This window comes from Lysobacter oculi (genome assembly GCF_003293695.1).
GTDB lineage: Bacteria > Pseudomonadota > Gammaproteobacteria > Xanthomonadales > Xanthomonadaceae > Solilutibacter > Solilutibacter oculi.
The window spans coordinates 2,077,991-2,103,914 of record NZ_CP029556.1 but is presented as its reverse complement, the minus strand read 5'-3'; the positions used below and the strand labels follow the sequence as shown (position 1 = coordinate 2,103,914).

Here is a 25,924-nt window from a genome sequence, read left to right as displayed (position 1 = left end):
AGCCTTTCCTGCCAAGGACGACGACATGCAGGTTCCGGCGACATTCCGTGCGGTGGTGTGGATGATGCTGGCGGTCATCGCCATCGCGCTGCCGACCGCCGCGCGCGCGGACGACGCGCCGACGCGGCTCGACACCGCCGGGCTGGTGCCCGATGCGCCGATGACCAAGCGCATGCACAGCCTGCGCGACATGCGTTACCGCGACCTGGTGCGCCAGGGCTACGACTTCAGCTGCGGCACCGCGGCGCTGGCCACGGTGCTGCGCTACGGCTACGGCATGGATGTCACCGAGGCCGGGCTGATCAAGAAGATGCTGACCAAGGACAACGCGCAGCAGGTGCTGAAAAGCGGCTTCTCCATGCTCGACATGAAGCAGTACGTGGAACAGCAGGGCATGCGCGCGCACGGCTTCCGCATCGAACCGCAATCGCTCTACCAGCTGCAGATCCCGGTGATCGCGCTGATGGAGGTGAACGGCTACCGGCATTTCGTGGTGGTGAAGGGCGCCGCCGCCGGCCGGGTGATGGTGGCCGACCCGGCCATGGGGCATCGCGTGGTGTACGAGCGTGATTTCGTGAAGAGCTGGAACGGGATCGTGCTGGCGGTGGTCGCCGAAGCGCCTTTCCGCACCGATTCGTGGCTGGCGCGTGACCGCCAGTCCAACGCGCTGTCGCGGCGCGTGGATGCGCTGGACCGGGTGACCGCGCCGGTGCCGCTGGTGGAGCTGGGCCTGGTGCGCGCCGATCTGTTCTGAGCCGCGCGCATCGACAACGGGATGTTGGAGGAAGGACATGAAGACCGCGAAACACAACCGGGTGATGATGGCGGCGCTGGTGATCGGCAGCGCGCCGGTCGCCGCGATGGCCAACGAACAGACCCACATGCCGGAAGCCTTTGGCGGCATGTCGGCGGAAACGGTGGACGACGCCGAACTGGCGGGCGTCACCGGCAAGTACTACGGCGCCAACATGCTGGTCGGCGTGCGCGTGGACCTGGTCTCGCACTGGCGCGGCACCGACGGCACCGATCTCTCGGCCAGCGCCGCGGTGCAGATCCAGCGTGATGGCAACGGCGGCTACCAGGTCAGCATCGACACCCACAGCCAGGCCAGCGCCGGCAGCGGTGCGGTGGCCGGCAACCCGGGCGGTGCCACGGCGTCCGGGCAGACGTTGCAGGTGGCCGGCATCAGCCAGCTTTCGCAGATCGCCGGCGACGACAACCGGGTCGGCAACCTGGCCACCATCGGCGTGGTCTCGAAACTGCCGGGCGTGTCCGGCTTCAACGGCCAGTCCAGCACCACGACCACCCAGGGCGCCTACCAGGCGCAGGTGAGCTTCGTCGGGGGCGGGCTGCAGATGGGCCTGCTCGGGCCCGACAGCCAGGTGACCCAGCGGCTGGGCGCGAACGGCCCCGATGGCGGCATCAGCCAGGCCGCGCGCATCGCCGGCAACGGGCAGATCGCGCAGAACCAGATGGCGATGCAGGTGCAGGTCGCGCCGATGTCGCAGGCCCTGCAGCAGCAGCTGGGCGTGCAGCAGGCGCTGTCGAGCCTGCTCGCACTGCGCCGCTGACCCCGAACCTTTCCCGGAGCACGATGATGATCACCCACCAAAGACTGGCGGCGGCCGTGTGCATCGCCATGGCCGCGCCCGCCTGCTATGCGCAGGAAGCCAAGCAGGACCTTGAAACCCAGGTGGCCGCGCTGGCGAAGATGGTTACCGAACAACAGGCCGAGATCAGCCGCCTGCGCGGGCAGGTGGAGACGCTGGAACTGGAAGCCGCGCGTGGCCGCGGCCTGACCGCCGCGCAGGATCCGCCGCCCGCCGGCACGCCGCCGGAAGCCGCCAGCGCCAGCGCCACCGCCAAGCCGGAGGGCACGCAGGACGCGCCGCTGGCCATCGGCCAGGAACGGCAGAAGGAACAGGCCGACCAGCGAGAGCAGGACAAGGCGCTGGTGGTGCGCGAACACGCGCCGCTGTTCGAACGCAAGTTCACCGTGGATGTCGGCGGCAGCTACAGCTACTACGACCGCCGCCAGCTGGCCTTGAGCGGCTTCCTGGCACTGGACGCGATCTTCCTCGGCACCATCAACCTCGACCAGAGCAAGGCCAGCCTGTTCACCACGGATGTCACCGGGCGCTACGGCCTCAACCGCCGCCTGAGCGTGGAAGCCAACATCCCCTACGTCTACCGCGACACCACCTTCATCAGCGGCGGCGCGGGCGGCGCGTCCGGCAAGCTGTCGGAATACAAGCTGTCGGGCCGCGGCATCGGCGATGCCAGCGTGGCCGCGTACTACCAGCTCACCAAGGAGTCGGCGCGCTGGCCGGACATCGTCGCCAGCGTGCGCGTGCGCGTGCCGACCGGCAAGCATCCGTTCGGCATCAAGCTGGTCCAGCCCGACGGCGAGAACACCAACCTCAACATCCCCGAATCGCTGCCCACTGGCACCGGCTTCTACAGCACCAGCTTCAACGTCTCGGCGCTGCGCACCTACGACCCGGTGATCCTGTTCGGCAGCCTGGGCTATACCTACAACGTCAAGCGCAAGTTCGACGACATCTCGCCGGTCGCCGGCCAGGTCTCGCCGGCCACCGTCTACCTGGGCAACCCGATCCAGATCAGCACCGGCATGGCGATCGCGCTCAACGACCGCGCGGCGGTGAGCTTCAGCGTGGCCGCCGCGTTCTCCGGGCGCACCCATGTGCGCGCCGCCGGCGAGAAGACCAAGGACCCGGTGGTCGGCAGCAACAGCAACAGCGCCACCTTCAACATGGGTGCCACCTACGTGCTGCCTTCGGGCTGGACGATGAACGGACAGCTCGGCGTCGGGCTGACGCCGGACGCGCCCAACTACGTCATCGGCCTGCGCGCCTCGCGCTCGCTCTGACGCCGCATCGACACGCCCGCGCGCGCGCCACCGGCGCGCGTTTTTGCTGGACGAAGAGGCGGCGGACTCAGGCCGGGCTGGCGGGCGGTTCCGCCGGCTCCGGCGCGCGCAGCTGGTGGCGCGTCATCAACCGGTACAGAGTGACGCGGGACACGCCCAGTTCGCGCGCGGTCTCGCCGATGCGCTGGCGGTTTCGGCGCAGCGCCGAGAGGATCGCCTCGCGCTCGGCCTCGGCGCGGACTTCCTCCAGCGTCGGCGCGACCTGCGCCGCGCGGGCGTCCAGGCCCATGTCGGCGGCGTCGATGTAGCGGCCTTCGGTCATCACCACCGCCTGCCGCACCCGGTTGAGCAGCTCGCGCACGTTGCCGGGCCACGGGTAGTCCTGCATCCGCCGCAGCGCGCACGGCCCGAAGCCCTTGATGTGGCGGCTGCGTTCATCGACATACAGCGACAGCGCGTGCTGGGCGATGCGTTCGATGTCCTCGCCGCGATCGCGCAGCGCCGGCTGGCGCACGCGGATCACGCAGAGCCGGTGGTAGAGGTCGGAACGGAAGCGCCCGGCGGCGACCGCGGCCTCCAGGTCGTGGTGGGTGGCCGAGACCAGGCGCACGTCGATGTGCAGCGAATCGGTGCCGCCCAGGCGCTCGATGGTGCCCTGCTCCAGGAAGCGCAGCAGCGCGGTCTGGCTGTCCAGCGGCAGGTCGCCGATCTCGTCCAGGAACAGCGTGCCGCGATGCGCCAGCTCGATGCGGCCCAGCTTGCGCTGGTGCGCGCCGGTGAACGCGCCGCGCTCGTAGCCGAACAGTTCCGACTGCAGCAGGTGCGGCGGGATGGCCCCGCAGTTGATCGCCACGAAAGGCATCGCCGCGCGCGCGGAGTGCTGGTGCAGCGCCTGCGCGGCCAGCTCCTTGCCGGTGCCGGTTTCGCCGGCGATGAACACCGGCGCGTCGCTCGGCGCGGCCTTGCGCAGCAGGCGGAACAGCGAACGCATCTGCGGGCTGCGGCCGATCATGCCGCCGAAGCCGGCCTCCTCGTCTTCCACATCGCTGGGCGCGCGGCCGAGCAGGGCCAGTCCGTAGGCGTGGCCGATGACGGTGTCGAGCACCGCGTCGGGGCAGGGCAGGGTGACGAAGTCGAAGCAGTAGTCGCGCACCAGCTGGCGCACGCCGGGGTCTTCCAGTTCGCCGGCATCGATGGCGGCGACCCAGCCCAGATGCGGCGGCGACAGCACCGGCACCCGTTCGGCCAGCTGCTGCGGATCGGTCAGGCCGCGCAGGTCTACCAGACCGGCGCCGCAGAAATCGCGGTTGTGGCGCAGGAAGCGGGCCAGCCCGGGGACGTCGGAAAAGCGCCGGACCTGCCAGCCCTCATGACGCAGCCGGACCAGCAGCGGGGCTCTGTCACCCAGCCGGTCGGAGAGCACCAGCAGTGCACGTTGTTCGGGAAGGGCAGACAGATCCATGCCGCCGGATCCACACAGGGAAGCCGAACATAGCACGAAAAATCATCAAAACGAGAACCGCGTCACAAAAGATGTGAAGGGCCGGGCCTCAGTTGCCGGCGGCCAGCGCATGCGCCGGCTGGAACAGGATCCAGCTGGTGGCGATGAACTTGTCGCGGGCGCGTGGCGCATTGCCGCGATGGGTGTGGGTGAAGCCGGCCGGCGCGATCAGCAGGCTGCCGGCGCGCGGCGCGACCTTGCGCTGCTGGAACAGGAATTCGGTTTCGCCGGCCTCGAAATCGTCGTTGAGGTAGAGCGTCCACAGCAGGGTGCGGTGCAGGCTGTCGCCGCCGTCGTCGCGCGGGTAGTGCTCGCAATGCCAGTACGGGTAGCCGCCGGTGTCGGCGTCGTACCACTGCAGGTTGATCGCGCCGGGGCGGAAGCAGCGGGTGATCAGCGCGGTGAGCATGCCGTCGTCCATGCCCGCGAAATCCTCCGCGGCCAGGCGGCGCGGCTGGCCGTCATCGCCCGCCACCTGCAGCATCAGCGGCGCGATCAGCGCCTGCGGCCAGCGCCGCAGGTACAGGCGCAAACCACCCAGCATCGCCAGATTGAGCTGTTGCTTGATGTCAGCCCAGTCCGCGCGCGCATCGATGCCCAGGTCGCGGCTGCGCTTGAGTTCCGGGAAGACGCCGCCGCCGACCGCGCCCGGTTTCAGGTCGGGCGTCGCGCGCATCCGCGCGACGATGGCCGCGCAGACATCCGCCGGCACCGCATCCGGATAGACGCCGATGAAGTCGTCGGCGTCGCCGTGCATGCTCACTTCGGCAGCGCGTCGAAATCGGTGTGGTAGCGGGTGGCGGCTTCCACTTCCTTCTTCGAACCCAGGAACACCGGCACGCGCTGGTGCAGCTGGCTCGGTGCGATGTCCATGATCCGCTGGCGGCCGTCGGTCGCCGCGCCGCCGGCCTGCTCGACCAGGAAACTCATCGGGTTGGCCTCGTACATCAGGCGCAGCTTGCCCGGCTTGGACGGGTCCTTCTTGTCCCACGGATAGATGAAGATGCCGCCGCGGGTCAGGATGCGGTGCACGTCGGCCACCATCGAGGCGATCCAGCGCATGTTGAAGTCCTTGCCGCGCGGGCCTTCCCTGCCCACCAGCAGGTCGTCGATGTACTGCTGCATCGGCGCTTCCCAATGCCGCTTGTTCGACATGTTGATGGCGAACTCCTTCGTTTCCTCCGGCACCGTCATCCCGCGCTGGGTCAGCACGAAGCCGCCCTGCTCACGGTCCAGGGTGAACTGGTGGACGCCGTGGCCCACGGTGAGGATCAGCGTGGTGGCCGGGCCGTACACGCAGTAGCCGGCGGCGACCTGGGTGTTGCCGGGCTGCAGGAAGTGCGCGTCCTCCGGCGTGGTGATGCCTTCCGGGCAGCGCAGCACCGAGAAGATGGTGCCGATGGAGACGTTGACGTCGATGTTGGACGAGCCGTCCAGGGGATCGAACAGCAGCAGGTAGTTGCCGCGCGGATAGACGTCCGGGATCGGCTGGCTGTGCTCCATTTCCTCGGACGCCAGGCCGGCCAGGTGGCCGCCCCAGGCGTTGGCTTCCAGCAGCACGTCGTTGGCGATGACGTCGAGCTTCTTCTGCGCCTCGCCCTGCACGTTGCCGGTGCCGGCATCGCCCAGCACGCCACCGAGTGCACCCTTGCCCACCGACACCGAAATGCTCTTGCAGGCCCGTGCCACCACTTCGATCAGCAGCCGCAGGTCGGCGTTGACCCGGCCGGCGCGCTCCTCCTCGATCAGGAAACGGGTGAGCGAAATGTGCTTCGTCTTGTGCGGCATCGGGCGGCTCCCAGGGCGAGGCCGCCATTGTCGCCCAGCGTGTGCCGGGTTGCAGCCGCCCGGGTCAGATGATGCGCAGGGTGATCGCCTTCAGCACCGCGCGCGTGCGGTCGCGGGTGTCCAGTTTCTCCAGGATCGTGGATACATAGTTCTTCACCGTGCCCTCGGCCAGAAAGATGCTGCGGGCGATCTCCTTGTTGCTGTAGCCGCCGGCCATCAGCCGCAGGATCGCGATCTCGCGCTCGCCGAACAATTCCCTGGGTGCGGCATCGGCGTGGTAGCGGTAGCGCGCGCGGATGGCATCGGTGGCGACCGGCTGCAGCAGGGTTTCGCCGCGCGCGATGCGGGACAGGGCGTCGCGCACGTCCTCCGGCGCGGCGTCCTTGAGCAGGAAGCCCTGGGCACCGGCGGCGGTGGCTTCCAGAAGCAACTCGCTGTCGTCGAAGGTGGTCAGGAACAGGCAGGGCGTGATGTCGCCGCGTTCGCGCAGGGCGCGCAGCATGGCGATGCCGTCCATGCCCGGCATGCGGATGTCGCTGACGATCACGTCCACCGGCTGCGTTTCCAGTTGCAGCAGCAGGGCCTCGCCATCGGCGGCCTCGAACACGATGTCGATGCCCTGTTGCGCCAGCAGCGCGCCCAGCCCGGCGCGGACCAATGCCTGATCGTCGGCCAGCGCGATGCGGATGCCGGCGCTCATGCCGGCAGCGCCGCATCGATCCGCAACGCGCCCGCATCCCCACGCGCGAAGGTGATGCGGCCGCCGCGTTCCTCGATGCGTTCGCGCATGCCGGTCAGCCCGTTGCCTTCGCGCACCGCGCCGTGCAGCCGGCCGTCGTCCTCGATGCGGATCCGCAGCGCGCCTGCATCGCGCGACAACGTGACGCGCAGGGTTTTCGCATCGGCATGGCGCGCGCTGTTGGTCAGCGATTCCTGCACCACGCGCAGCACGGCATCGGCCAGCGCGGGATCGGTGATGCGCACATCCCCATGCATCGCCAGTTCAAGCCGCGGTTGCGGAAACGGCGCGGCCAGCGCATGCAGGGCGGTGGCGATGTCGAGGCCGCCGACATCGCGCAGGGCATGCACCACGCCACGGATGTCGCCGAGCAGCTCCGCCGACAACTGTTCGGCCAGCCGCAGCTGCGGCGATGCACCTTCCTGCGCACCGAGCGCACGCAGATTGAGCCGCAAGGCGGTGAGCTTGTGGCCGGCCACGTCGTGCAGCTCGCGGGCGACGCGCAGGCGTTCGGCATCGCGCGAACTGTCGGCCAGCAGGGCGCGGGTGGCCAGCAGGTCGGCGTTGACCAGGGCCAGCCGGTCGCGGGCCTGCTCGGCGCTGCGGGCGTAGTGCGAGGTGAGTGCGGCGAAGGTCTGGAACGCCGCGTAGATCATCACGATCATCAGCGCATGGTCGTTGCCGTTGGCGCGCAGGATCAGGTACATGGCGATGTTCAGCACCAGCGCCACGGGAATCACCACGCGTGGTGGCCAGCACGTGGCGATGCTGGCGATGAGCATGACCAGCAACACGGGCGAAACCCCCATGCGCGGCGTCAGCCAGATCAGGGCCAGCGCACAGGCCGCCTGCACCAGCAGCAGCATGGCAAGAGGCAGCGAACGTGGCCGCGTCCAGTGCTCCGCCATCATCGCGACCAGGAACAACAACGCGACGCCCCAACGCTGCCAGAGCTGCTCCGCCGGGCCGTAATTCAACGTGAGCGCGACCGCGCCCCAGGTGAACAGGCCAGCCAGATTCATCGGGTGCAGTAATGCTTCGCGTCGGGGTTTCATGCGGACATGCTGCAAGCCGTGCGTGCCCGATACAAGGCGCGGCATGACGAAAGTGACTTCCGGCAGGGTGCATCGGTGACTTTCCGCCATGACCCGCGCGGCGCCCCGCCGGAAGAATGAGGCCATCCCGATCAACCCAAGGAATGGCCCGATGAAAGCACTCTCCGCAACCCTGTTGGCCCTGGCCCTGTTTGCGCCGCACGCCCAGGCAGGCACGCCGCTGGCGGCCGGTGCCGGCGAAATCACCACCGACGATGGCGTGCGGCTGCACTACACCGTGGGCGGGCAGGGGCCGGTGGCGCTCTTCCTGCACGGCGGGCCGGGCTCGGGCGCGGAAAGTTTCCGGGCATTGGCGGGCCCGGTGCTGGGAGGCGACTACACCGTGGTCTGGCTGGACCAGCGCGGCAGCGGCGCATCGGCCAGTGCGGCCAACGGCGATTACGCGCTGCAGCGCCAGATCGCCGACTTCGAGCAGGTGCGCAAGGCCTTGAAGGTGGATCGCTGGACGGTGGTCGGCTATTCCTTCGGCGGACTCATGGCCCAGGCCTACACGCTGCAGTCGCCGGGCACCACGCAGTCACTGGTGCTGATCAACGCGCTGCTCAACCTGCCGCAGTCGATGCAGAGCACGACGGCCTACGGCCGCACCCTGCTGCCCGATCCGATGGTCCAGGCCATCGATGCCGCGGGCGAGCCGCACCAGCAGTACTTCAGCACCTTGGCCCTGCTGCAGAAGGCGAAGCAGGACTGGCGCCTGCAATATGCCTCCGGACAGAGCCGCGACCGCGCCCTGGCGGTGCTGGAACGCATGCCGGCGCGTAACCACGACATGGGCCAGAAGATGTTCCAGGCCGGCCCCGGCGCCTACTTCCACGACTGGGGCAGCGAAGCGCCGAAGGTCCAGGTGCCGGTGCTGTTGATCGCCGGTGAAGAGGACCATGTGGTGGGCGAACACGCGCATATGCAATGGCGTTTTCCGCACAAGACCGAGGTGCTGCTGCCCGGCCGCCACAACGTCGTGGTCGAAGCTCCGGCGCGCGTGCAACAGGCGATCCACCGTTTCGCGCGCGACACGCGCGTGCCGGCACCGCGCTGAGGAGGCCGTCACCATGCCCGGGTATCCAATCATAGTTTTCGTGCATGTCGCACTGGGCAGCATCGCCCTGGTCGCGTTCTGGTCGGCCGCGCTGATGCGGAAAGGCTCGCCGCGCCATCGCGCGATCGGGCGGCTGTTCCTGTGGGCGATGGCTGGCGTCATCGCCAGCGGCGTGCCGATGGTCATCGAGTTCGCGGTGTTCCGGCACAAGCCGGGCATCGCGCTGTTCCTCGCCTACCTCATCGCCATCACCGCCAATGCCTGCTGGTTGGCCTGGCGCGCGGTCACCGACAAGCGCGACTGGCAGGCCATGACCCGGCGCACGGGCTGGCATCTCAACATGGGCCTGCCCTTGCTGCTCGGCATCGCGGTGGTCGCCATGGGCATCGCCACCCGGCAGGCGCTGTTCATCGGCTTCGGGCTGCTCGGCCCATGGCTCGGCTACAGCATGCTGCGTTTCGCGCGGCGCGGCCCCCGCGTGGCCAACTGGCATGTGGTGCAGCACTACCAGTCGATGCTGGGCGCGGGCGTCGCCACGCACGTCGCCTTCCTCTCCATCGGACTGCGCCCCGCCTGGCGCTGGCTGCAGGCGCATGCGGTGGTACCGGATGCGCTGGTCAACCTGTTCCCGTGGTTCGCGCCGCTGGCGGTCGCGCTGGCCGCCGGATTCTGGCTGGACCGCCGTTACGCCCGTCCATTGCGACGGGCGGCGATGCCTTAGACGTCCGCGTCGTCCGGCCAGCCTTCGCCGCTGCCGCGGGTGATCACCTCGTCGGTCACCAGCACGGTGCCGGCGGGCACGGCCTCCTGTTCGGACAGGCGCGCGTAGATCGGGGTGAAGTCGGGCAGCGTGGCATCCATCAACTGCTGGAAGCTGTCGATGACGAAATAGGTCTTCTGGTAGCTGTCGATGCGGTAGCGCGTGCGCATGATCCGCTCGAGGTCGAAACCCATGCGATTGGGCGTGGCTGATTCCAGCGAATGCAACGATTCGCCTTTCGACGACACGATGCCGCTGCCGTAGATGCGCAGGCCGTCCTTCTGCCGGATCAGCCCGAATTCCACCGTGTACCAGTAAAGGCGGGTCAGGTTGACCAGCGCCTCCGGCCCGATGCCGTGCGCCTTGACTCCGCCGCGCCCGTAGGCGGCCATGTAGTCGGCGAACACCGGCAGCATCAGCAGCGGCACGTGGCCGAACAGGTCGTGGAAGAGGTCGGGTTCCTCGATGTAGTCGATCTGGTCGGGCCGACGGATCCACCAGGTCACCGGGAAACGCCGGTTGGCCAGGTGGTCGAAGAAATCCAGCTCCGGCAGCAGCCCCTCGACGCCGATGATTTCCCAGCCGGTGGCGGCCTTCAGCACGGTGTTGAGCTCGGAGAATTTCGGGATGCGGTCGGGCGTCATGCCCATCGCGTCCTGCGCGGCCAGGAATTCGTCGCTGGCGCGGCCGATCAGCAACTGGCGCTGGCGGTCGTAGAGCTGGCGCCAGACATCGTGGTCGGCTTCGCTGTAATCGTCCCAGGGCTGCTCGACGATGCCGGTGGCATACATCGGCACCTTGCCCTTGTCGGTGACGACGTTCTCGACGCGGCGGGGTGTGCTGTTCATGCGCCCGATTCTACGACGCCGGCGCGGCCCCCACCCGACGCCGGCGGATGTCGCGGTTTACGGCAGCACGCGCAGGAAATAATCCGCGCTGCCCTTGAGCGTGCAGGTCTTGGCGCCGGTGCGCGCGCAGAACACTTCGACCTTCTGGCCGACCGCCGGCAGGCTGTTGGGCTGGCCCCAGACCGGGTTGTTCAGGCGCTCGCCGCTCATGGTGGTGACCACGGTGCCATCCACCGTTGCGGTGCAGACACCATCGACATAGCAGCCGGTGTCCGTGGTCTGCACGGTGCCGGAGAAACGCAGCGTGCCGGCGGGATCGGCAGGGGAAGCCGGGGTGACCGCGCAGGCGGACAGCGCAGCGGCGGCGGAAACGGCGAACAGATGATGAAGGCGCATCAGCGGATCCTTACTTTGGGGTGCGGAGGGTGAGGCGTCGTGGGCGCCGGCGAGGGGCTCATTCGCCCGCGCACGATGGGGTGGTGCCCGAAGGGCGGGGGCATCAACCGCAAGCATGGGAGGGCTCCGTGCCGGAGTGCGAGGTTGGCGACAGGATTCATGCGTGGCCGGAACCGTCGCGTGAATCACGCGGCCCGGGCTCATGGATGATTCACACTGCGGCGCATGGTTGATCCGGACATCACCACCGTCCACCCGCCGACGCGCATCGAAGGCTGGGCCTGCATCGGCATCGTGCTGGCCGCGCTGGCGCTGTCGTTCGCCATCACGCAGGACCGGCTCACCTGGCTGCTGGAAACCGTCTGGGTGATGGCCGCGTTGCCGCTGATCCTCTGGAAGTGGAAGCGCTTCCCGCTCACCCGCCTGCTGTGCTGGCTGCTGGTCGCGCATGCGCTGGTGCTGATCCACGGCGGCGCCTATACCTATGCGCAGACGCCGGCCGGGTTCTGGCTGCAGGACGTGCTGGGCACCGCGCGCAACCCGTGGGACCGCGTCGGCCACCTGATGCAGGGTTTCGTGCCGGCGATCCTCGCCCGCGAACTGCTGCTGCGGCTCACCCCGCTCAAGCGCGGCGGCTGGCTGGTCTATCTGGTGCTGGCGGCGTGCCTGAGCTTCAGCGCCTTCTTCGAACTGATCGAATGGTGGGCGGCGCTGGCCTTCGGCGCCGATGCCGACGCCTTCCTCGCCACCCAGGGCGACCAGTGGGACACGCAATGGGACATGTGCCTGTGCCTGGTCGGCGCGATCGTCTCGCTGTTGCTGCTGTCACGCCTGCACGACCGCCAGCTCGGGCTGCGCTGATCGCCGTGCCGATCAATCGGTCGCGGCGCAGCTGCCTTCGCGCCCGACCCAGCGGCCCAGTTTGTCGAGCAGGCCGGGTTCGCATTTCGGTCGCGGCAGCGGTGCGTTCTTCTTCGCCCACGCAGCCGCACGCGCACGCTGCAGCGCGGCCAGCTTCGCCTTGATCTGCGGCATCGCGGCCTGCGCGGCCTTCTCGCCTTCGAGGATCGCGACGTTCTTCTGCTCGAAATCAGCGGCGCCGATCTGCCCCACGCGCGGGCGCAGCACCACGTCGGCGCGGGCGAGTTCCAGCTCGCCGAGCTTCTGGCCCATGATCGTGATCGACTGGTTGACGATGCCGACCATGCTGCCCGGCTTGTTGCCGCCGGCCTTGCTGGAGATGTCGACGGCGATGACGAAATCCGCGCCCAGTTCACGCGCCGCATCGACCGGCACCGGGCTGACCACGCCGCCATCGACATAACGCGTCTTGCCGATCGGCACCGGCTCGAACACGCCGGGAATGCTGCTCGACGCCCGCACCGCCTGGCCCGCATTGCCACGCACGAAGGCCGTGCGCCTGCCGGTATCGAGCTGCGTGGCGACCGCCGCGAACGGCTTCGGGAACGACTGCATCGGCCGGTTGTCGAGCAGCTGGTTGACGTAGTCCTGCAGCTTCTGGCCCTTCACCAGCCCGCCGGAAAACAGGCTGACGTCGCGGATCTTCGACTCGTCCAGCGCGAAGGCCTGCGTCTGCAGCTGGTAGGGCGTCATGCCGCTGGCATACAGCGCGCCGACCACGCTGCCGGCGCTGGTGCCGGAGACCACATCGACGCGGATGCCGTTGGCTTCCAGCATCTTGATCACGCCGATGTGGGCGAAGCCCTTGGCCGCGCCGCCGCCCAGCGCCAGCCCGATCTTCGGCGGCGGCAACTGCGCGGGGAAGGACGGCTTGGGGGCTGGCGCGGACGGCGTGCTGGCGCAGGCGGCGAGCAGCAGTGCGGCCGTGGCGCAGGCAAGGGGGCGAAGCGGCATCTTCAGATTCATCGCGTCATTGTCGGCGATGCGGCGCGCGTGTCGGTCACGCCACATCGCCATAACCGGGCTGCGTTCAGAAGCCGTTATCGCCATCCAGAATGCGACCCAGCCCGCCCAGTACCGAGCCTTCGCCAACGTTCTTGCCGCCGGCCTTCGGTGCCGCGGCCAGCATGCGGCCGGCCATGCGCGAGAACGGCAGCGACTGCATCCACACCTTGCCCGGGCCGGTGAGCGTGGCCAGGAACACGCCTTCGCCGCCGAACAGCATGCTCTTGATGCCGCTGACCGGGCGGATGTCCATGGTCACCGTGGGGTGGAAGGCGACCACGCAGCCGGTGTCCACATCGACGCGCTCGCCCGCCGCCAGGTCGCGTTCCACCAGCGTGCCGCCCGCATGCACGAAGACCCAGCCGTCGCCGTCGAGCTGCTGCATGATGAATCCCTCGCCGCCGAACAGGCCGGTGAGGATGCGTTTCTGGAAGAAGATGCCGAGCTTCACGCCGCGCGCGCCGGCCAGGAAGCTGTCCTTCTGGCAGATGATGCGGCCGCCGTGTTCCGACAGGCGCAGCGGCAGCACGGTGCCCGGGTACGGCGCGGCGAAGGCGACCTTGGCCTTGCCCTGGCCGGCGTGGGTGAAGACGGTGGTGAACAGACTCTCGCCCGTGACCACGCGGCGCGCGCCGGCAAAGATCGCGTCCATCACGCCGCCGCTCTTCTGGCTGCCGTCGCCGAAGATGGTGTCCATCTGCACCACCGCGTCCTTGTACATCAGCGCGCCGGCCTCGGCGACCGCGCTTTCGCCCGGGTCCAGCTCGATCTCCACGAACGGCATGTCGTTGCCGACGATCCGGTAATCGATGTCATCGGCCATCCCGCGCGAGGCGGACGGCGGCGGGATCGGCGGCATGTCGTCGGGCGTGCCGGTCTCCACCGCTTCGGAAAACTCGGGCATCGCCCGCGCCGGCTGCCAGCCGGACAGTCCCTGCCGCCAGCACAGCGCATCGGGATGCGATTTGACGTGGACGAAGGCCTGGTCAGTATCAAGCGGGCCGGTGCGCTCAATCTGGCCGGGCTGGATGAAATACCACTGGGACATGGCGGACTCCTTGTGTGGGCGTGCCCGCATCCTGCACGCGGGGGATGACAGCGGGATGCAGCTTGCGCCCGGCCGTGGTGCCCGTCACCCGCCGGAAGTCATGTCGATGTCGCGGCTGCGGCTTTCCGGGCGGCGGAACGGCAGCACGTTGTCGGGATCGGCGGATGACGCTTCAGGCGCCGCATCGCGATGCCAGATCACCGGCACCTCATCCGGGCGGTCGGGTTCGAGCGAGGCGGCTTCGGCGAGGCGCCGGGCTTCCTCTTCCTCCTCGATCTCCCAGCTGTAGCGGCGACGCGGCGGCAGCGGATCGGCGCGGCGGAACAGCAACGCCGCGACCACGCCGGCTAAAGCGCCGCCGAGATGCGACTGCCAGCTCACGCCCGGCTCCTGCGGCAACACCGACAGCAACATCCCGCCGAAGAAGAAGAATGCCAGCATCCCGGCGGCGATCGCCGCGCGGTCGCGGCGTAGCAGGCCGAGCACGAAGACCATGAAACCGAGGCCGTGGGTGATGCCGCTGGCGCCTAGGTGATGCTCGCCCGGATGGCCCAGCCACCACGCGCCCAGCCCGGAGCCGAGCCAGATGATCGGCAGCGCACGCAGCGTGGCGCGCGGGAAGACGCTGCCGGCCAGCGTGCCGAGCATCAGCAGCGCACTGGCGTTCATGGCCAGGTGGGTCAGGCTGCCGTGCAGCAGTGGCGCGGTGAGCAGCCCGACCAGCCCGGCGGGGTCGTGCGGCATCACGCTGAAGGCGCGGAAATCGAAATCCGCCTGCGCGAAGAACACCCCGCACAGCACCAGCACCGAGGCCAGGCTCAGGTTGAACGCGCGCAACAACCGCTTGCGGTCCCGCGCGCGCTGGGTCGGGGTGTCGGGGATGTCGTGCTGCGGCAGGTCCATGCCCAGGAGATGGTGCCGTTGGCGCCCGCTTCAACCTGCGCCTGTGGGCGAGGCCGGGCGGCGCAGGCTGAGCACGATGGTCACCGCCAGGATCGCCGCGACGACCCCCAGCGAGACCCCGACCGGGATCTTGTACAGGTCGATGAGCAGCATCTTGGTGCCGATGAACATCAAGACCAGCGCCAATCCGTACGGAAGCAGGTGGAAGCGGTCCGCCATGCCTTGCAGCAGGAAGAACATCGCGCGCAGGCCCAGTACCGCGAACACGTTCGAGGTCAACACGATGAACGGATCGTCGGTGATGGCGAAGATCGCCGGGATCGAATCCACCGCGAATATCACGTCCGTGATGCCGATCATCACGATCACGACGAACAGCGGCGTGTACCAGCGCTTGCCTTCGCGCACCACCGACAGCGCGCTGCCGTGGTAATCGCCCGTCATCGGCAGGTGGCCGGTCAGCCAGCGCAATACAGGGTTCTGCGCTAGGTCAGGCGTCTTGCCAGCGGCCTTGATCATCTTGAAGCCGGTCAGCAGCAGGAACGCGCCGAAGACGTAGAGGATCCAGTGGAATTTCGCCAGCAGCAGCGCGCCGGCGAAGATCAGGATCGCGCGCAGCACGATGGCGGCGATGATGCCGATCACCAGCACGCGCTGCCGTTCCACTTCGGGCACCGCGAAGTAGCTGAAGATCATCAGGAACACGAAGATGTTGTCGACGGCGAGGGATTTCTCCACCAGATAGCCGGTCAGGAACTCCATGCCGATGCGCTGTCCCGCCTCGGCGCCGTGGAGCTGTCCCGCATGCCACCACAGCCACAGGTTGAACGCCATCGCCAGCGCCACCCAGCCCAGGCTCCACCATGCCGCTTCCTTGAACGTGACCTTGTGTGGCCCGCCGTGTCGCATCAACACCAGGTCCACCAGCAGCGCCACCACCACCAGGGCGCCGAACACACCCCACAACAGGGGACTTCCGATCGTTTCCATGCATTCCTCATTCGCTGTCGGTGCGCCGGGGCGCGGACGGGCGATGGCATGCGCCGGTCATCCGGCGGACCGCTCGCCCACGGGGGCGAAGGTCTGGCTCACAGGCATGGGTGCCTGCCACGCCGCCGGGGCCTCGGGCCCGTAGTGACGACGACGTGTCGGGAGTTACTCCCCTTCGTTGGGCGACAATAGCCACCAAACGTGAAGAGACCGTCGAGAACCAATGTCCGAAGCCCTGTCCGTGGTCCGCCTGAAGAACGCGTGGAAATCCACGCACCCGTGGATTTTCCAGCGCCTGGTGGAGAAGCCCGCGCAGAAGCCCAAGCCGGGCAGCCTGGTGGAGGTGCGCGGGGTGGACGGCGACTTCATCGGCACCGGTTTCTACAACGGCCATTCGCGGATCGCGGTGCGCATCCTCGAAACCGATCCTGCGGTGACGGTCGATGCCGGCTGGTTCGCGCGCAAGATCGCCGCGGCCGTCGCGCTGCGCCGCGAGGTGCTGAAACTGGATGACGTCTCCAACGCCTGGCGCGTCTTCCACAGCGAGGGCGACGGCATCAGTGGCCTGGTCATCGACCGCTACGACGACCTGCTGGTGGTCGGCTTCTTCAGCGCCGGCGCGTGGCGCCACCGCGACATCATCTTCAACGCGCTGCGCGAGCTGTTCCCGGGTTGCCGCTTCCACAGCTTCGCCGACGAACACGTGCAGAAGCAGGAAAGCTTCGATTACCGCGACACGCTGGGCACCGAGCCGGCGGTCATCAGCGAACACGGGGTGAAGTTCCGCGCCGATCCGGCTGGCGCACACAAGACCGGTTTCTTCGCCGACCAGCGCGAGAACCGCGAATGGCTGTCGCACCAGTGCGCCGGCCAGCGGGTGCTGGACCTGTGCTGCAACACCGGCGGCTTCGGCGTGTACGCGGCGGTGCGCGGCGCGAGCGAGGTGGTGGGCATCGACATCGACCCGGCCGTGCTCGACATTGCGCGTGGCAACGCCAAGTTGAACGGCCTGTCGAAGGACGCGATGCCGCGTTTCGTGCAGGCCGACATCTTCCCGTGGCTGCGCGACGCGCAGGCCAATGGCGAGCGCTTCGACGTGGTCATCCTCGACCCGGCCAAGATGACCCGCGACCGCGAGCAGGTGATTCCCGCGCTCAAGAAATACCTCGACATGAACAAGGCGGCGCTCGGCGTGGTGAAGCCAGGCGGCCTGTTCGCCACGTTCTCCTGCACCGGCCTGGTCAGCGAGGAGCAGTTCCTCGACATGCTGCGTCGCGCCGCGTTCTATGCCGGGCGCACCGTGCAGGTGTTGAAGGTGAGCGGCGCCGGCCCCGACCACCCGTGGCTGGCGCAGGTGCAGGAGTCGCGCTACCTGAAGGCGGTGTTCTGCCGCGTACTGGACTGACGACCATGGCCAAGACCATCGCCACGCCGCATCACGAGCGCCATCGCAACGAACACATCGGCTGGCTGCGCGCGGCGGTGCTGGGCGCCAACGATGGCCTGATCTCCACCAGCTCGCTGCTGGTCGGCGTGGCGGCGGCCGCGGCATCCAACCATGCGTTGATGATGACGGGCGTGGCCGCGCTGGTCGCCGGCGCGCTGTCGATGGCGGCGGGCGAATACGTGTCGGTGAGTTCGCAGGCCGACACCGAGAACGCCGACATGGCGAAGGAAAAGCGCGAGCTGGAGGAGATGCCGGACGCCGAGCTCAAGGAACTCACGCATATCTATGTGCAGCGCGGGCTGTCGAAGGACCTGGCGCACCAGGTCGCGGTCGCGCTTCACGAACACGATGCGCTTGGTGCGCACCTGCGTGACGAACTCGGGATTTCCGCGCACCTGACCGCCCGCCCGGTACAGGCGGCGTTGTCGTCGGCCGCCGCTTTCGCGGCGGGCGCGATGCCGCCGCTGCTGCTGGCCTGGCTGTGGCATGGGTCGAAGCCGGGCATGGTGATCAGCATGATGACGCTGGTGCTACTGGGCGGGCTCGGTGCGCTGGCCGGCTGGCTGGGCGGCGCCTCGATGGCCAAGGGCGCGGCGCGCGTGCTGGTCTGGGGCGCGCTGGCGATGGCGGCGACGGCGATGATCGGCAAGCTGTTCGGGGCGACGCTGGCCTGATCTCGGGTGGGTGTCGCAACCGCTGCGATCCGCCTCGCTACACTGGTTGCATGCCTGATACGTCCTTGCTCCTGATTGCGCTGCTGGTGGCGGTGCTCGTCGCCATCGTGCTGCTTTTCATCCTGCTGCTGCGCAAGCCCGAGGCCGCGCTCGCCGCCCTGCGCGACCGGCTGGAAGACGCCCTGCGCGAGGAACAGCGCAGCGGCCGCGGCGAACTGCGCGATTCACTGGAATCGCTGGCACGCGCGCAATCGGCGCAGATGGACAGCTTCGCCGCCCGCCTGCTCGATACCGACCAGCGCCACGACGTGCGCTTCGGCCAGTTCCGCGAGGCGCTCTCCGAAGAAACGCGGCAGGCCCGCAGCGAATCCGGCGAACTGCAGCTTCGCCACAACACCGCGCTGACCCAGCGCGTCAACGAACTGACCGAGCGCACCGACAAGCGCCTCGACGAATTCCGCATCGCCATCGGCGACGATGCAAGGCGTGCGCGCGTGGAAGGCGCGGAAGCGCAGCGCCTGTTCGCCGAGACGCTCGGTGCGCGGCTGAAGGAGCTGGGCGAACGCAACATCCAGACCATGGGCGAACTGCGCGCGCAGGTGGATGCGCAGCTCAAGGCGATGCAGGCCGACAACGCGCAGAAGCTCGAACAGATGCGCGCGACCGTGGACGAGAAGCTGCAGTCGACGCTGGAAACGCGGCTCGGTGAATCGTTCCGGCTGGTCAGCGAGCGGCTGGAGGCGGTGCAGCGCGGGCTGGGCGAGATGCAGCAGCTGGCGAGCGGCGTCGGCGATCTCAAGCGCGTGCTGACCAACGTCAAGACGCGCGGCACCTTCGGCGAAGTGCAGCTCGGCGCGTTGCTGGAGCAGGTGCTGACGTTGGAGCAGTACGCCGGCAACGTCGCCACCGTGCCCGGCTCGGGCGAGCGGGTGGAATATGCGGTGAAGCTGCCGGGTGCGGGCGAAGACGGCGCGATCTGGCTGCCGATCGATGCCAAGTTTCCGCACGAGGACTACGAGCGCCTGCTCGATGCGCAGGAGCGCGCCGATGCGGTGGCGATGACCGAAGCCGGCAACGCGCTGGAACGCCGCATCCGCGACGAGGCGAAGAAGATCCGCGAGAAATACGTCGCGCCGCCGCACACCACCGACTTCGCGCTGATGTTCCTGCCGACCGAGGGCCTGTACGCGGAGGTGATCCGCCGTCCCGGCCTGTTCGACAACGTGCAGCGCGAGCAGCGCATCACCCTGGTCGGGCCGACCACGCTGCTGGCCCTGCTCAATTCGTTGCAGATGGGCTTCCGCACGCTGGCCATCGAAAAGCGCAGCAGCGAGGTCTGGCAGACGCTCGGCGCGGTCAAGGACGAGTTCGGCAAGTTCGCCACCGTGCTGGAGAAGGCGCACAGCCAGCTCGACACCGTGCAGAACAGCATCAAGAAGGCCGGCGTGCGCACCCGCGCCATCGAACGCAAGCTGCGCGGCGTGGAATCGCTGCCGGCGGCGGATGCGCCGTCGCAGCCCGCCTTGGGTGTGGATGACGAAACCGGCGAGCCCTGAGCGCAGCCCGCCAACGAAAACGCCGCCTTGCGGCGGCGTCGTGCATCACGGGTTGATCGGGATCGCGTCCGCCGGGATGCGCGGGTTGTCCGGCACTTCGCGCAGATAGTCCGGCAGGTTTTCCTGCTTGTCCTCGGCTTCGCGCAGGTCGCTCATGATCTGGTAGTTGCGGCGTTGCAGCCAGGCGTCGCGGTAGAGCGCGTATTCGTCGGCCGCGCCCTCGCGCATCGCGTCGATGGAGAACAGCCGGCTGCGGATGTCGAGCAGCTGCAGGCCCCGGATACCGGTGACAGTGCGCGCGTCGGTGACGTGGCCGAGCGGCGACAGCGGTGCGTCGCCGGCCATGCCGAACACATCGCGCACGGTGCGTGGTCCGAACAGCGGCAGTTCCAGGTAACGCGACTGGCGCCAGCCCCAGACTGCGAGCGTCTGCCCGAAGTCCTCGTCGCGATACGGGATGTTCATCCGCGTCGCGGGATCGAACACCCCGCCCACGCCGATCGTGAAGTTCACCGAGAAGCGCAGCAGCGCGATCGCCGAATCCTTTGGGCGGCCCTGCAGCAACGCGTTCACCGCGCTGCCCGGCTGGCCGAGGTTGTTGAAGAAGTTGCTGACGCCCAGGCGCAGCGGCCTCGGCACGACCTTCATGTAGACGCGCGCGGCCGGCGTGGCCAGCGAGCGGTCGATGAAATTGTTGAGCGCATGCACGCGGCGGTTGTACGGCTCCCACGGGTCATAGCTGGGCGCGACCTTGACGCCCGGCGGCAGCGTGGGGTCGGCGACCGGGTCGTACTCGCTGTTGCCGTAGAGCGCGTTGAAATCGTCTTCGGCGGCGGTGACCGGAGGCGTGACCGCGGCAGTCGCCTCGGTGGCGGCCTGTGCATCGCCGCCATCGGCGGAAGCGGGCGTGTCAGAAGACGCTTCGGCATCGACCGTGGCGACGGTTGCCGTCGTCGCCGTGGTATCGGCTTCGGGCGCATGCCCATTCGGCGTGGCGATGGTGTCGACCGAGCCGGCATCCACCACCGCAGGCGCATCCGGCGCGCGCACGGTCTGTGCCGCGCAGGCGGACAGCAGCAGCGCGAAGGCGAGCAGGGTGGCGGGGCGGTGCGGCGAATTCATGCGGGGATGGCGAGTGTGGATGCGGGGCGCGGATTATCCGCCCGATCAGCCCGCGGCGCAGCCCAGTGACGCATCCAGCCGGTAGGCCGCACGCAGTTCGGCATAGCCCGCGGGCATGCCTTCGATGATCTCGATGCCGGCGCGTCGGGCCAGCGCGGCCAGCATCGCCAGGCCGGCGCTGTCGATGCGCGCTACCTGGTCGATGTCGATGCGTCGCGCCCCTGCCAGCAAGGGCAGCGCCGCCCGCCACATGGATGCGACGACGGGGCGCAGCAGCACCCCGTCGAAGGCCAGCGCGTCGTCGCGCCGGCTCACCGTGGCGGCCAGGGCGTCAGCGCTTGGCATCGGCCTGGATCTTGCCGGTCTGCAGCTCGGCGGCCACCGCGCGGATGCCCTTCTGCGCCAGCGGCGCATCGAACTGGTTGCGGAACGTCTGCACGAAGGAGACGCCTTCCACCATCACGTCGAACACCTGCCAGGTCGAGCCGACCTTGCGCATCAGGTAATCGACCGGGATCGGCTCGCCACCGGCGCGCAGCAGCTCACTCGACACGCGCACGCCACGGCCGCCGGGCAGCGCGGTCTCGGACTTGATGCGCACCCGCAGCGCGGTGTTGAAATCAAGCAGCGAGGTGCCGTAGCGGCCCATCAGGTTGTCGGCCAGCGCATCGGAAAACACCTTGACGTCGGCATCGCTGGCGCCGCGCGCATGGCGGCCCAGCACCAGGCGTGCCGCGTATTCGCGGTCGAACATCTGGTCGAATTCGCTGCTCACGAACGCACGCAGCGCGCCGCGGTTCTTGGTGAATTCGGCGCGGCGCTTTTCAAGCGTCGACAGCACGCGGGTCGAGTTGTCGAGCACCAGCTTGCTCGGCGAGCCCACCATGCTCTGCGAGGCGGCGGCCGGCGCGGGCTTCTTCAGCGCCTGCGCCTGCACGGGCGCAACGAACACGAAGGAAGCGGCGATGGCGAGGGACAGCAGGGAACGGGTCATGGTGTGGATTCCGTGGGGGTCTCTTGGGTGTCGGTGGCGCTGTCCGCGTCATCCGCGGGCTTGGGCGCGCCACCGCCGAACATGTATTTGCCGGCCAGCTGCAGCAGGTCAACCGCGGACTGGGTGAAGGCGATTTCGTCGCCGGGCTTCAGCACTTCCGGATCGCCGCCGGGCTGCAGGCCGACGTAGGCCTCGCCGAGCAGGCCGCTCGTGAACACGCCGGCGGTGGTATCGGCCGGCAGGTCCTTGAGCTTCTTGTCGATGGCCAAGGTGACGATGGAGTCGTATTTAACCGGGTCCAGCTGAATGTCGGCCACATTGCCGACGGTCACGCCGCCGATCTTCACCGGCCCGTTGGCGCGCAGCTGGCCGATGCTGGAGAAGCGCGCCTTCAGCGGATAGGTGCCGCCACCGATGGCGAACTTGCCATTGGTCGAGGCCAGCGCCAGTACCAGCAGGGTGGCGAGCGCCAGCAGCAGGAACGCGCCGACGGCGAATTCGAGACGGGGGCCACGGATACTCATGGGATCACCTTGCATTGCATGCGGTTGGGCTCAGCGGAACATCAGTGCCGAGAGCACGAAGTTGAACATCAGCACCAGCAGCGAGGCGTTCACCACCGCGCGCGTGGTCGCCACCGAGGTGCCCTCGATGGTGGGTTCGGAATGGAAGCCGACATAGGCCGCGACCAGCGCCGAGATCGCGCCGAACACGCCGGCCTTGACGAAGGCGGAGAGGAAGTCGCCGCGGAAATCCACCGCATCCTTCATCACCTGCCAGAAAGTGCCGCCGTCCAGCCCGATGACGTGCACCGCCTCGAACCAGCTGGCGAGGATCGCGAAGCTGATGAAGAACGCGGTCAGGAGCGGCACGCAGATCACCGCCGCCCAGAAGCGCGGCGCGACGACCTTCGCCACCGGGTCGATGGCCATCAGGCCGAGCGCGGTGATCTGGTCGGTGGCCCGCATCAGGCCGAGCTCCGCCGCGATCGATGAACCGGCGCGGCCGATGAACAGCAGCGCGGTCAGCACCGGCGCCAGTTCGCGGTACAGGCCCAGGCCCAACATCGCGCTGACCTGGTTGCTGGCGCCGTAGGTGTCGAGCGCGCGGTAGCCGAGCAGGATCACCGACAGGCCGACGAAGGCGCCGCCGACCGCGATGATCGGCAGCGAGCGGCCACCGATCTTGTAGATCTCGCGGACCAGTTCGGCCAGGAAGTCGCGCGTCGGCCTGGAGGCGCGCAGCACCGAGAGCGTGAACAGCCCGGCCTGGCCGGTGGCGCGGATGAATCCGGACAGGGGTTTCATGCGGCGGCCCGCTTGCTGTCGAAGGCGATGGGGCCGTCCGGCTCGCCATCGAGGAATTGCCGCACCAGCGGATCGTCGCTGCGCTGGAGTTCGTCCGGCGTGCCGGCAAAGACGATCCGGCCGTTGGCGATCACCACCGCGTGGTCGCTGACCGGCAGCGTCTCGTGGACGTGGTGGGTGACGATGATGCTGGTCAGGCCCAGCGTTTTATTGAGGCGCGAAATCAGGCTCATGATCACGCCGGAGGCGATCGGGTCCAGCCCGGTGAGCGGCTCGTCGTAGATCATCAGCGGCGGGTCCAGCGCCAGTGCGCGGGCCAGCGCGACGCGACGCGCCATGCCGCCGGAGAGTTCGCGCGGATAGAGATCGGCGGCGGCGCGCAGGCCGACCGCGTGCAGCTTCATCTCCACCAGCGCGGCGATGACTTCATCCGGCAGGTCGGTATGCGTGCGCAGCGGCAGCGCCACGTTCTCCGCCGCGGTGAGGTCGGTCAGCAGGCCGTTGCCCTGCAGCAGCACGCCCAGGCGCTTGCGCATCGAAAGCAGGGCGCGGGTGTCGCGCGGCACCGGCTCGCCGAAGATCTCGACGCGGCCCTGCGCGGGCACCAGCTCGCCGGTGAGCGCCGACAGCAAGGTGGATTTGCCGCTGCCGGAGGGGCCGAGCACCGCGGTGACGCTGCCGCTGGGCACCGACAGCTGGATCCCGTCCAGCACGATGCGGCCGCCGCGCGCGAGGCGCACGTCGTCCAGATGCACGGCGGGAGGCGTTGGATTCTTCATGGCTGGCTGTTTTCCCCGGCGGCTAGCCTGGGGCATGACACCTGAATGGCGGCCCGCTTGCAAACCTCGCACAACGGCCGTCACGCGGCAGTCGCGGCGCGCTCACTTCGCGTCATCAAAGCCACGCGTGCGCTGAACGCCTTCGCGCATTCACCGCGGAAACCGCTGTTTTTCACGCCTCCGGTTGCGCCGGCTGCCTAGCGTGGCTGCATCGAAGCGCACTGCGCGACGGTAACCCCCACTCGAAACAAGGAATCCAAGCCATGAACAATGAAGTCAAGAAAGACCACAGCGTTGGTGCAGGGACCGGTGCTGTCGGCGGCGCCATCGCCGGTGCGGCGGTGGGCTCGATGGCCGGCCCGATCGGCACGGTCGTCGGTGCGGTCGCCGGTGCGGTGGGCGGCGCGAAGGCGGGCGATGCGATCGCCGAAGCGGTGAACCCGACCGAATACAACAGCTACTTCGAGTCCAGCTACCAGCGCGCGCCGTATTACTCGGCGGGCCGCGAATGGTCGGACTACCAGCCGGCCTACCAGTACGGCTACGACACCTACGGCCAGTACCGCGGCCAGCGCTTCGAGGATGTCGAAGACACGCTGGAGCGCAACTGGGATGCCACCAAGGCGAATTCGCGCCTGGCCTGGAACGAGGCCAAGGGGGCGGTGCGCGACGGCTGGCACCACATCGAACGCGCGATGCCGGGCGATGCGGATGGCGACGGCCGCTGAGCCGCGACATCCAGAAACGCCAGAGTCGGGGCCACCTTCGGGTGGCCCTTCTTATTGGAGGGTGGAAGCGGCTTCGGGGGCGCCCGCGCTACCATGCCGGCATGAGCCAGATCGACGACACTGACAACCGCAACGGCGTGGCGCGCAGCGATGCCGAAGCCGCCGTCCGCACTCTGCTGCGCTGGGCCGGCGAGAACCCCGAGCGCGAAGGCCTGCTCGACACGCCCAAGCGCGTGGTCAAGGCCTATGGTGACTGGTTCAGCGGCTATGCCATCGACCCGGACGAATACCTGGCGCGCACCTTCGAGGAAGTCTGCGGCTACGACGAGATGATCGTGCTGCGCGACATCGAATACGAAAGCCACTGCGAGCATCACATGGCGCCGATCATCGGCAAGGTCCACGTCGGCTACCTGCCGAACGGCCGGGTGGTCGGCATCAGCAAGCTGGCGCGCGTTGTCGAGGCCTATGCGCGCCGCTTCCAGGTGCAGGAAAAGATGACCGCGCAGATCGCCAACTGCATCCAGCGCGCGTTGATGCCGGCCGGCGTGGCGGTGGTGGTCGAGGGCGCGCACGAGTGCATGACCACGCGCGGCGTGCACAAGCGCGGCGTGAGCATGGTGACCTCGACGATGCTCGGCGCCTTCCGCGAGGACGCCCGGACCCGCAAGGAATTCCTCAGCTTCATCGAAGGCCGGCGCTGATTCCGGTTGACAATTTAATCCGGGCATAAATAATGGCGGGCATGGACCTGCCCGATCTCTACCGCCCGGATACCCGCTGCACCGCCTTTCTCGACGACCACCGGTTGGCCGCCGGCGAGCTCCGCCATGTCGCCCTGCGTGCCCAGCGTGCGCTGGAAGCCCAGCCCGATGCGCGATTGCTGATTTTCGATGACCGCGAGGCGCGGCTGATCGACCTGGACCTACGCGGGCGGGCGGCGGACATCGTGCAGCGGCTCAACCGCGGCGAAGTGCCCGCCGCCGGGCCCGATGCCGAACCCGCCAAGCGCGGTCGCGGCCGGCCGAAGCTGGGCGTGGTGGCGCGTGAGGTGACCCTGCTGCCGCGCCACTGGCAATGGCTCAATGCCCAGCCGGGTGGCGCCTCGGTGGCGCTGCGCAAGCTGGTGGATGCCGCGCGCCGCAGCCATGGCGAAGGCGACAGCCGCCGGGCCGCGCAGGAACGGGTCTACCGCTTCCTGTCGGCGATGGGCGGCGACCGCCCGGGTTTCGAGGAAGCCACCCGCGCATTGTTCGCCGGCGACGCGATGCGTTTCGATGCCGAGATCGCCGGCTGGCCCGACGACCTGCACGAGCATGCGACGATGCTCGCCGCCGACGCCTGGCCGGCCTGAGCCGCGTCTTCGCCAAACCCCAC

General features: G+C 68.6%; 29 protein-coding genes. 12 read left to right on the top strand and 17 right to left on the bottom strand.

The genetic code is table 11. The annotated features are described in order from the left end of the window. Positions 1 to 25: 25 nt before the first annotated feature. From DCD74_RS10135 to DCD74_RS10125, 3 genes are read left to right on the top strand one after another with little or no spacing between them, the layout of a single operon-like run. Positions 26 to 754 (top strand): C39 family peptidase, encoded by a 729-nt coding sequence (locus DCD74_RS10135; protein WP_217424251.1) that lies wholly within the window; start codon positions 26 to 28, stop codon positions 752 to 754. A 37-nt stretch (positions 755 to 791) separates the two neighbouring features. Next, a complete protein-coding gene (locus DCD74_RS10130) occupies positions 792 to 1,571 on the top strand; it encodes a hypothetical protein (protein ID WP_112927201.1) in 780 nt (259 codons plus the stop codon). 26 nt (positions 1,572 to 1,597) lie between these two features. Next, positions 1,598 to 2,890, top strand: coding sequence for a SlyX family protein (locus DCD74_RS10125; protein WP_162615980.1), 1,293 nt, complete (start codon positions 1,598 to 1,600; stop codon positions 2,888 to 2,890). 67 nt (positions 2,891 to 2,957) lie between these two features. Here the strand turns inward: DCD74_RS10125 and DCD74_RS10120 are convergent, their stop codons facing one another. From DCD74_RS10120 to DCD74_RS10100, 5 genes are all read right to left on the bottom strand, one after another. Then, positions 2,958 to 4,352: a sigma-54 dependent transcriptional regulator gene (locus tag DCD74_RS10120; RefSeq protein WP_112927199.1), complete on the bottom strand. Its 1,395-nt coding sequence runs from the start codon at positions 4,350 to 4,352 to the stop codon at positions 2,958 to 2,960. An 88-nt stretch (positions 4,353 to 4,440) separates the two neighbouring features. After that, positions 4,441 to 5,148, bottom strand: coding sequence for a 2OG-Fe(II) oxygenase (locus DCD74_RS10115; RefSeq protein WP_112927198.1), 708 nt, complete (start codon positions 5,146 to 5,148; stop codon positions 4,441 to 4,443). A 2-nt stretch (positions 5,149 to 5,150) separates the two neighbouring features. Next, on the bottom strand, positions 5,151 to 6,179 hold the full coding sequence (locus tag DCD74_RS10110; protein WP_112927197.1) for a class 1 fructose-bisphosphatase: 1,029 nt from the start codon (positions 6,177 to 6,179) through the stop codon (positions 5,151 to 5,153). A gap of 64 nt (positions 6,180 to 6,243) precedes the next feature. Beyond that, a complete protein-coding gene (locus DCD74_RS10105; RefSeq protein WP_112927196.1) occupies positions 6,244 to 6,879 on the bottom strand; it encodes a response regulator in 636 nt (211 codons plus the stop codon). Then, positions 6,876 to 8,063: a sensor histidine kinase gene (locus tag DCD74_RS10100; protein WP_407072202.1), complete on the bottom strand. Its 1,188-nt coding sequence runs from the start codon at positions 8,061 to 8,063 to the stop codon at positions 6,876 to 6,878. The genes DCD74_RS10105 and DCD74_RS10100 overlap by 4 nt, the downstream gene beginning before the upstream one ends. A gap of 61 nt (positions 8,064 to 8,124) precedes the next feature. On the opposite strand from DCD74_RS10100, the gene DCD74_RS10095 reads away from it, so the two are divergent. Beyond that, on the top strand, positions 8,125 to 9,069 hold the full coding sequence (locus DCD74_RS10095) for an alpha/beta fold hydrolase (protein WP_162615979.1): 945 nt from the start codon (positions 8,125 to 8,127) through the stop codon (positions 9,067 to 9,069). A gap of 40 nt (positions 9,070 to 9,109) precedes the next feature. Continuing rightward, positions 9,110 to 9,790: a hypothetical protein gene (locus DCD74_RS10090; RefSeq protein ID WP_112927194.1), complete on the top strand. Its 681-nt coding sequence runs from the start codon at positions 9,110 to 9,112 to the stop codon at positions 9,788 to 9,790. Here the strand turns inward: DCD74_RS10090 and phhA are convergent. Together phhA and DCD74_RS10080 are read right to left on the bottom strand one after the other, a co-directional pair. Beyond that, positions 9,787 to 10,677, bottom strand: coding sequence for a phenylalanine 4-monooxygenase (phhA, locus tag DCD74_RS10085; protein WP_112927193.1), 891 nt, complete (start codon positions 10,675 to 10,677; stop codon positions 9,787 to 9,789). The genes DCD74_RS10090 and phhA overlap by 4 nt on opposite strands. A 57-nt stretch (positions 10,678 to 10,734) precedes the next feature. Next, on the bottom strand, positions 10,735 to 11,073 hold the full coding sequence (locus DCD74_RS10080) for a hypothetical protein (protein ID WP_112927192.1): 339 nt from the start codon (positions 11,071 to 11,073) through the stop codon (positions 10,735 to 10,737). A gap of 225 nt (positions 11,074 to 11,298) precedes the next feature. Here DCD74_RS10080 and DCD74_RS10075 point away from each other — a divergent pair, with 225 nt between their 5' ends. Continuing rightward, positions 11,299 to 11,934 (top strand): DUF2238 domain-containing protein, encoded by a 636-nt coding sequence (locus DCD74_RS10075; protein ID WP_112927191.1) that lies wholly within the window; start codon positions 11,299 to 11,301, stop codon positions 11,932 to 11,934. Positions 11,935 to 11,946: 12 nt separating this feature from the next. On the opposite strand, the gene DCD74_RS10070 is transcribed toward DCD74_RS10075, so the two are convergent. The 4 genes from DCD74_RS10070 to DCD74_RS10055 all read right to left on the bottom strand — a co-directional run bounded on the left by DCD74_RS10070 (position 11,947) and on the right by DCD74_RS10055 (position 15,940). Next, on the bottom strand, positions 11,947 to 12,960 hold the full coding sequence (locus tag DCD74_RS10070) for a patatin-like phospholipase family protein (RefSeq protein WP_237049591.1): 1,014 nt from the start codon (positions 12,958 to 12,960) through the stop codon (positions 11,947 to 11,949). Positions 12,961 to 13,024: 64 nt separating this feature from the next. Further along, the gene (locus DCD74_RS10065; protein WP_112927190.1) at positions 13,025 to 14,047 is read right to left on the bottom strand and encodes a TIGR00266 family protein; all 1,023 of its coding nucleotides are present in this window, start codon (positions 14,045 to 14,047) and stop codon (positions 13,025 to 13,027) included. 84 nt (positions 14,048 to 14,131) lie between these two features. After that, positions 14,132 to 14,950, bottom strand: a complete 819-nt coding sequence (locus DCD74_RS10060) for a rhomboid family intramembrane serine protease (RefSeq protein WP_112927189.1) — start codon at positions 14,948 to 14,950, stop codon at positions 14,132 to 14,134. 30 nt (positions 14,951 to 14,980) lie between these two features. Next, positions 14,981 to 15,940 (bottom strand): TerC family protein, encoded by a 960-nt coding sequence (locus DCD74_RS10055; RefSeq protein ID WP_112927188.1) that lies wholly within the window; start codon positions 15,938 to 15,940, stop codon positions 14,981 to 14,983. A 223-nt stretch (positions 15,941 to 16,163) separates the two neighbouring features. On the opposite strand from DCD74_RS10055, the gene DCD74_RS10050 reads away from it, so the two are divergent. The 3 genes from DCD74_RS10050 to rmuC are packed head-to-tail and all read left to right on the top strand — an operon-like array spanning position 16,164 to position 19,617. Beyond that, entirely contained in the window at positions 16,164 to 17,345 is a 1,182-nt protein-coding gene (locus DCD74_RS10050) for a class I SAM-dependent rRNA methyltransferase (RefSeq protein ID WP_112927187.1), read from the top strand. Between the two features lie 5 nt (positions 17,346 to 17,350). Further along, on the top strand, positions 17,351 to 18,061 hold the full coding sequence (locus DCD74_RS10045; RefSeq protein ID WP_112927186.1) for a VIT1/CCC1 transporter family protein: 711 nt from the start codon (positions 17,351 to 17,353) through the stop codon (positions 18,059 to 18,061). A gap of 50 nt (positions 18,062 to 18,111) precedes the next feature. Beyond that, positions 18,112 to 19,617, top strand: a complete 1,506-nt coding sequence (rmuC, locus tag DCD74_RS10040) for a DNA recombination protein RmuC (RefSeq protein ID WP_112927185.1) — start codon at positions 18,112 to 18,114, stop codon at positions 19,615 to 19,617. A 45-nt stretch (positions 19,618 to 19,662) separates the two neighbouring features. Here rmuC and DCD74_RS10035 read toward each other — a convergent pair whose 3' ends face one another. Genes DCD74_RS10035 through DCD74_RS10010 form a run of 6 tightly spaced genes read right to left on the bottom strand, consistent with a single transcriptional unit; the run spans position 19,663 to position 23,819 of the window. Then, positions 19,663 to 20,739, bottom strand: a complete 1,077-nt coding sequence (locus DCD74_RS10035; RefSeq protein ID WP_112927184.1) for an MlaA family lipoprotein — start codon at positions 20,737 to 20,739, stop codon at positions 19,663 to 19,665. 45 nt (positions 20,740 to 20,784) lie between these two features. Continuing rightward, positions 20,785 to 21,084: an STAS domain-containing protein gene (locus tag DCD74_RS10030; RefSeq protein ID WP_112927183.1), complete on the bottom strand. Its 300-nt coding sequence runs from the start codon at positions 21,082 to 21,084 to the stop codon at positions 20,785 to 20,787. Beyond that, positions 21,071 to 21,733 (bottom strand): MlaC/ttg2D family ABC transporter substrate-binding protein, encoded by a 663-nt coding sequence (locus DCD74_RS10025; protein WP_112927182.1) that lies wholly within the window; start codon positions 21,731 to 21,733, stop codon positions 21,071 to 21,073. The genes DCD74_RS10030 and DCD74_RS10025 overlap by 14 nt, the downstream gene beginning before the upstream one ends. Next, positions 21,730 to 22,257, bottom strand: coding sequence for an outer membrane lipid asymmetry maintenance protein MlaD (gene mlaD / locus DCD74_RS10020; RefSeq protein ID WP_112927181.1), 528 nt, complete (start codon positions 22,255 to 22,257; stop codon positions 21,730 to 21,732). Before mlaD ends, DCD74_RS10025 begins: the two co-directional genes overlap by 4 nt. Before the next feature lie 30 nt (positions 22,258 to 22,287). Then, positions 22,288 to 23,040 carry an MlaE family lipid ABC transporter permease subunit gene (locus DCD74_RS10015; protein WP_112927180.1) on the bottom strand — a complete coding sequence of 251 codons (753 nt, stop codon included), beginning with the start codon at positions 23,038 to 23,040 and terminating at the stop codon, positions 22,288 to 22,290. Next, positions 23,037 to 23,819: an ABC transporter ATP-binding protein gene (locus tag DCD74_RS10010; RefSeq protein ID WP_112927179.1), complete on the bottom strand. Its 783-nt coding sequence runs from the start codon at positions 23,817 to 23,819 to the stop codon at positions 23,037 to 23,039. The genes DCD74_RS10015 and DCD74_RS10010 overlap by 4 nt, the downstream gene beginning before the upstream one ends. 263 nt (positions 23,820 to 24,082) lie before the next feature. On the opposite strand from DCD74_RS10010, the gene DCD74_RS10005 reads away from it, so the two are divergent. The 3 genes from DCD74_RS10005 (at position 24,083) to DCD74_RS09995 (ending at position 25,901) form a co-directional block, all read left to right on the top strand. Next, positions 24,083 to 24,547 (top strand): hypothetical protein, encoded by a 465-nt coding sequence (locus DCD74_RS10005; protein ID WP_112927178.1) that lies wholly within the window; start codon positions 24,083 to 24,085, stop codon positions 24,545 to 24,547. 101 nt (positions 24,548 to 24,648) lie between these two features. Then, on the top strand, positions 24,649 to 25,251 hold the full coding sequence (gene folE, locus DCD74_RS10000) for a GTP cyclohydrolase I FolE (RefSeq protein ID WP_112927177.1): 603 nt from the start codon (positions 24,649 to 24,651) through the stop codon (positions 25,249 to 25,251). 41 nt (positions 25,252 to 25,292) lie between these two features. Further along, positions 25,293 to 25,901 carry a DUF2239 family protein gene (locus DCD74_RS09995; RefSeq protein ID WP_112927795.1) on the top strand — a complete coding sequence of 203 codons (609 nt, stop codon included), beginning with the start codon at positions 25,293 to 25,295 and terminating at the stop codon, positions 25,899 to 25,901. The last annotated feature ends 23 nt before the right edge of the window (positions 25,902 to 25,924 follow it).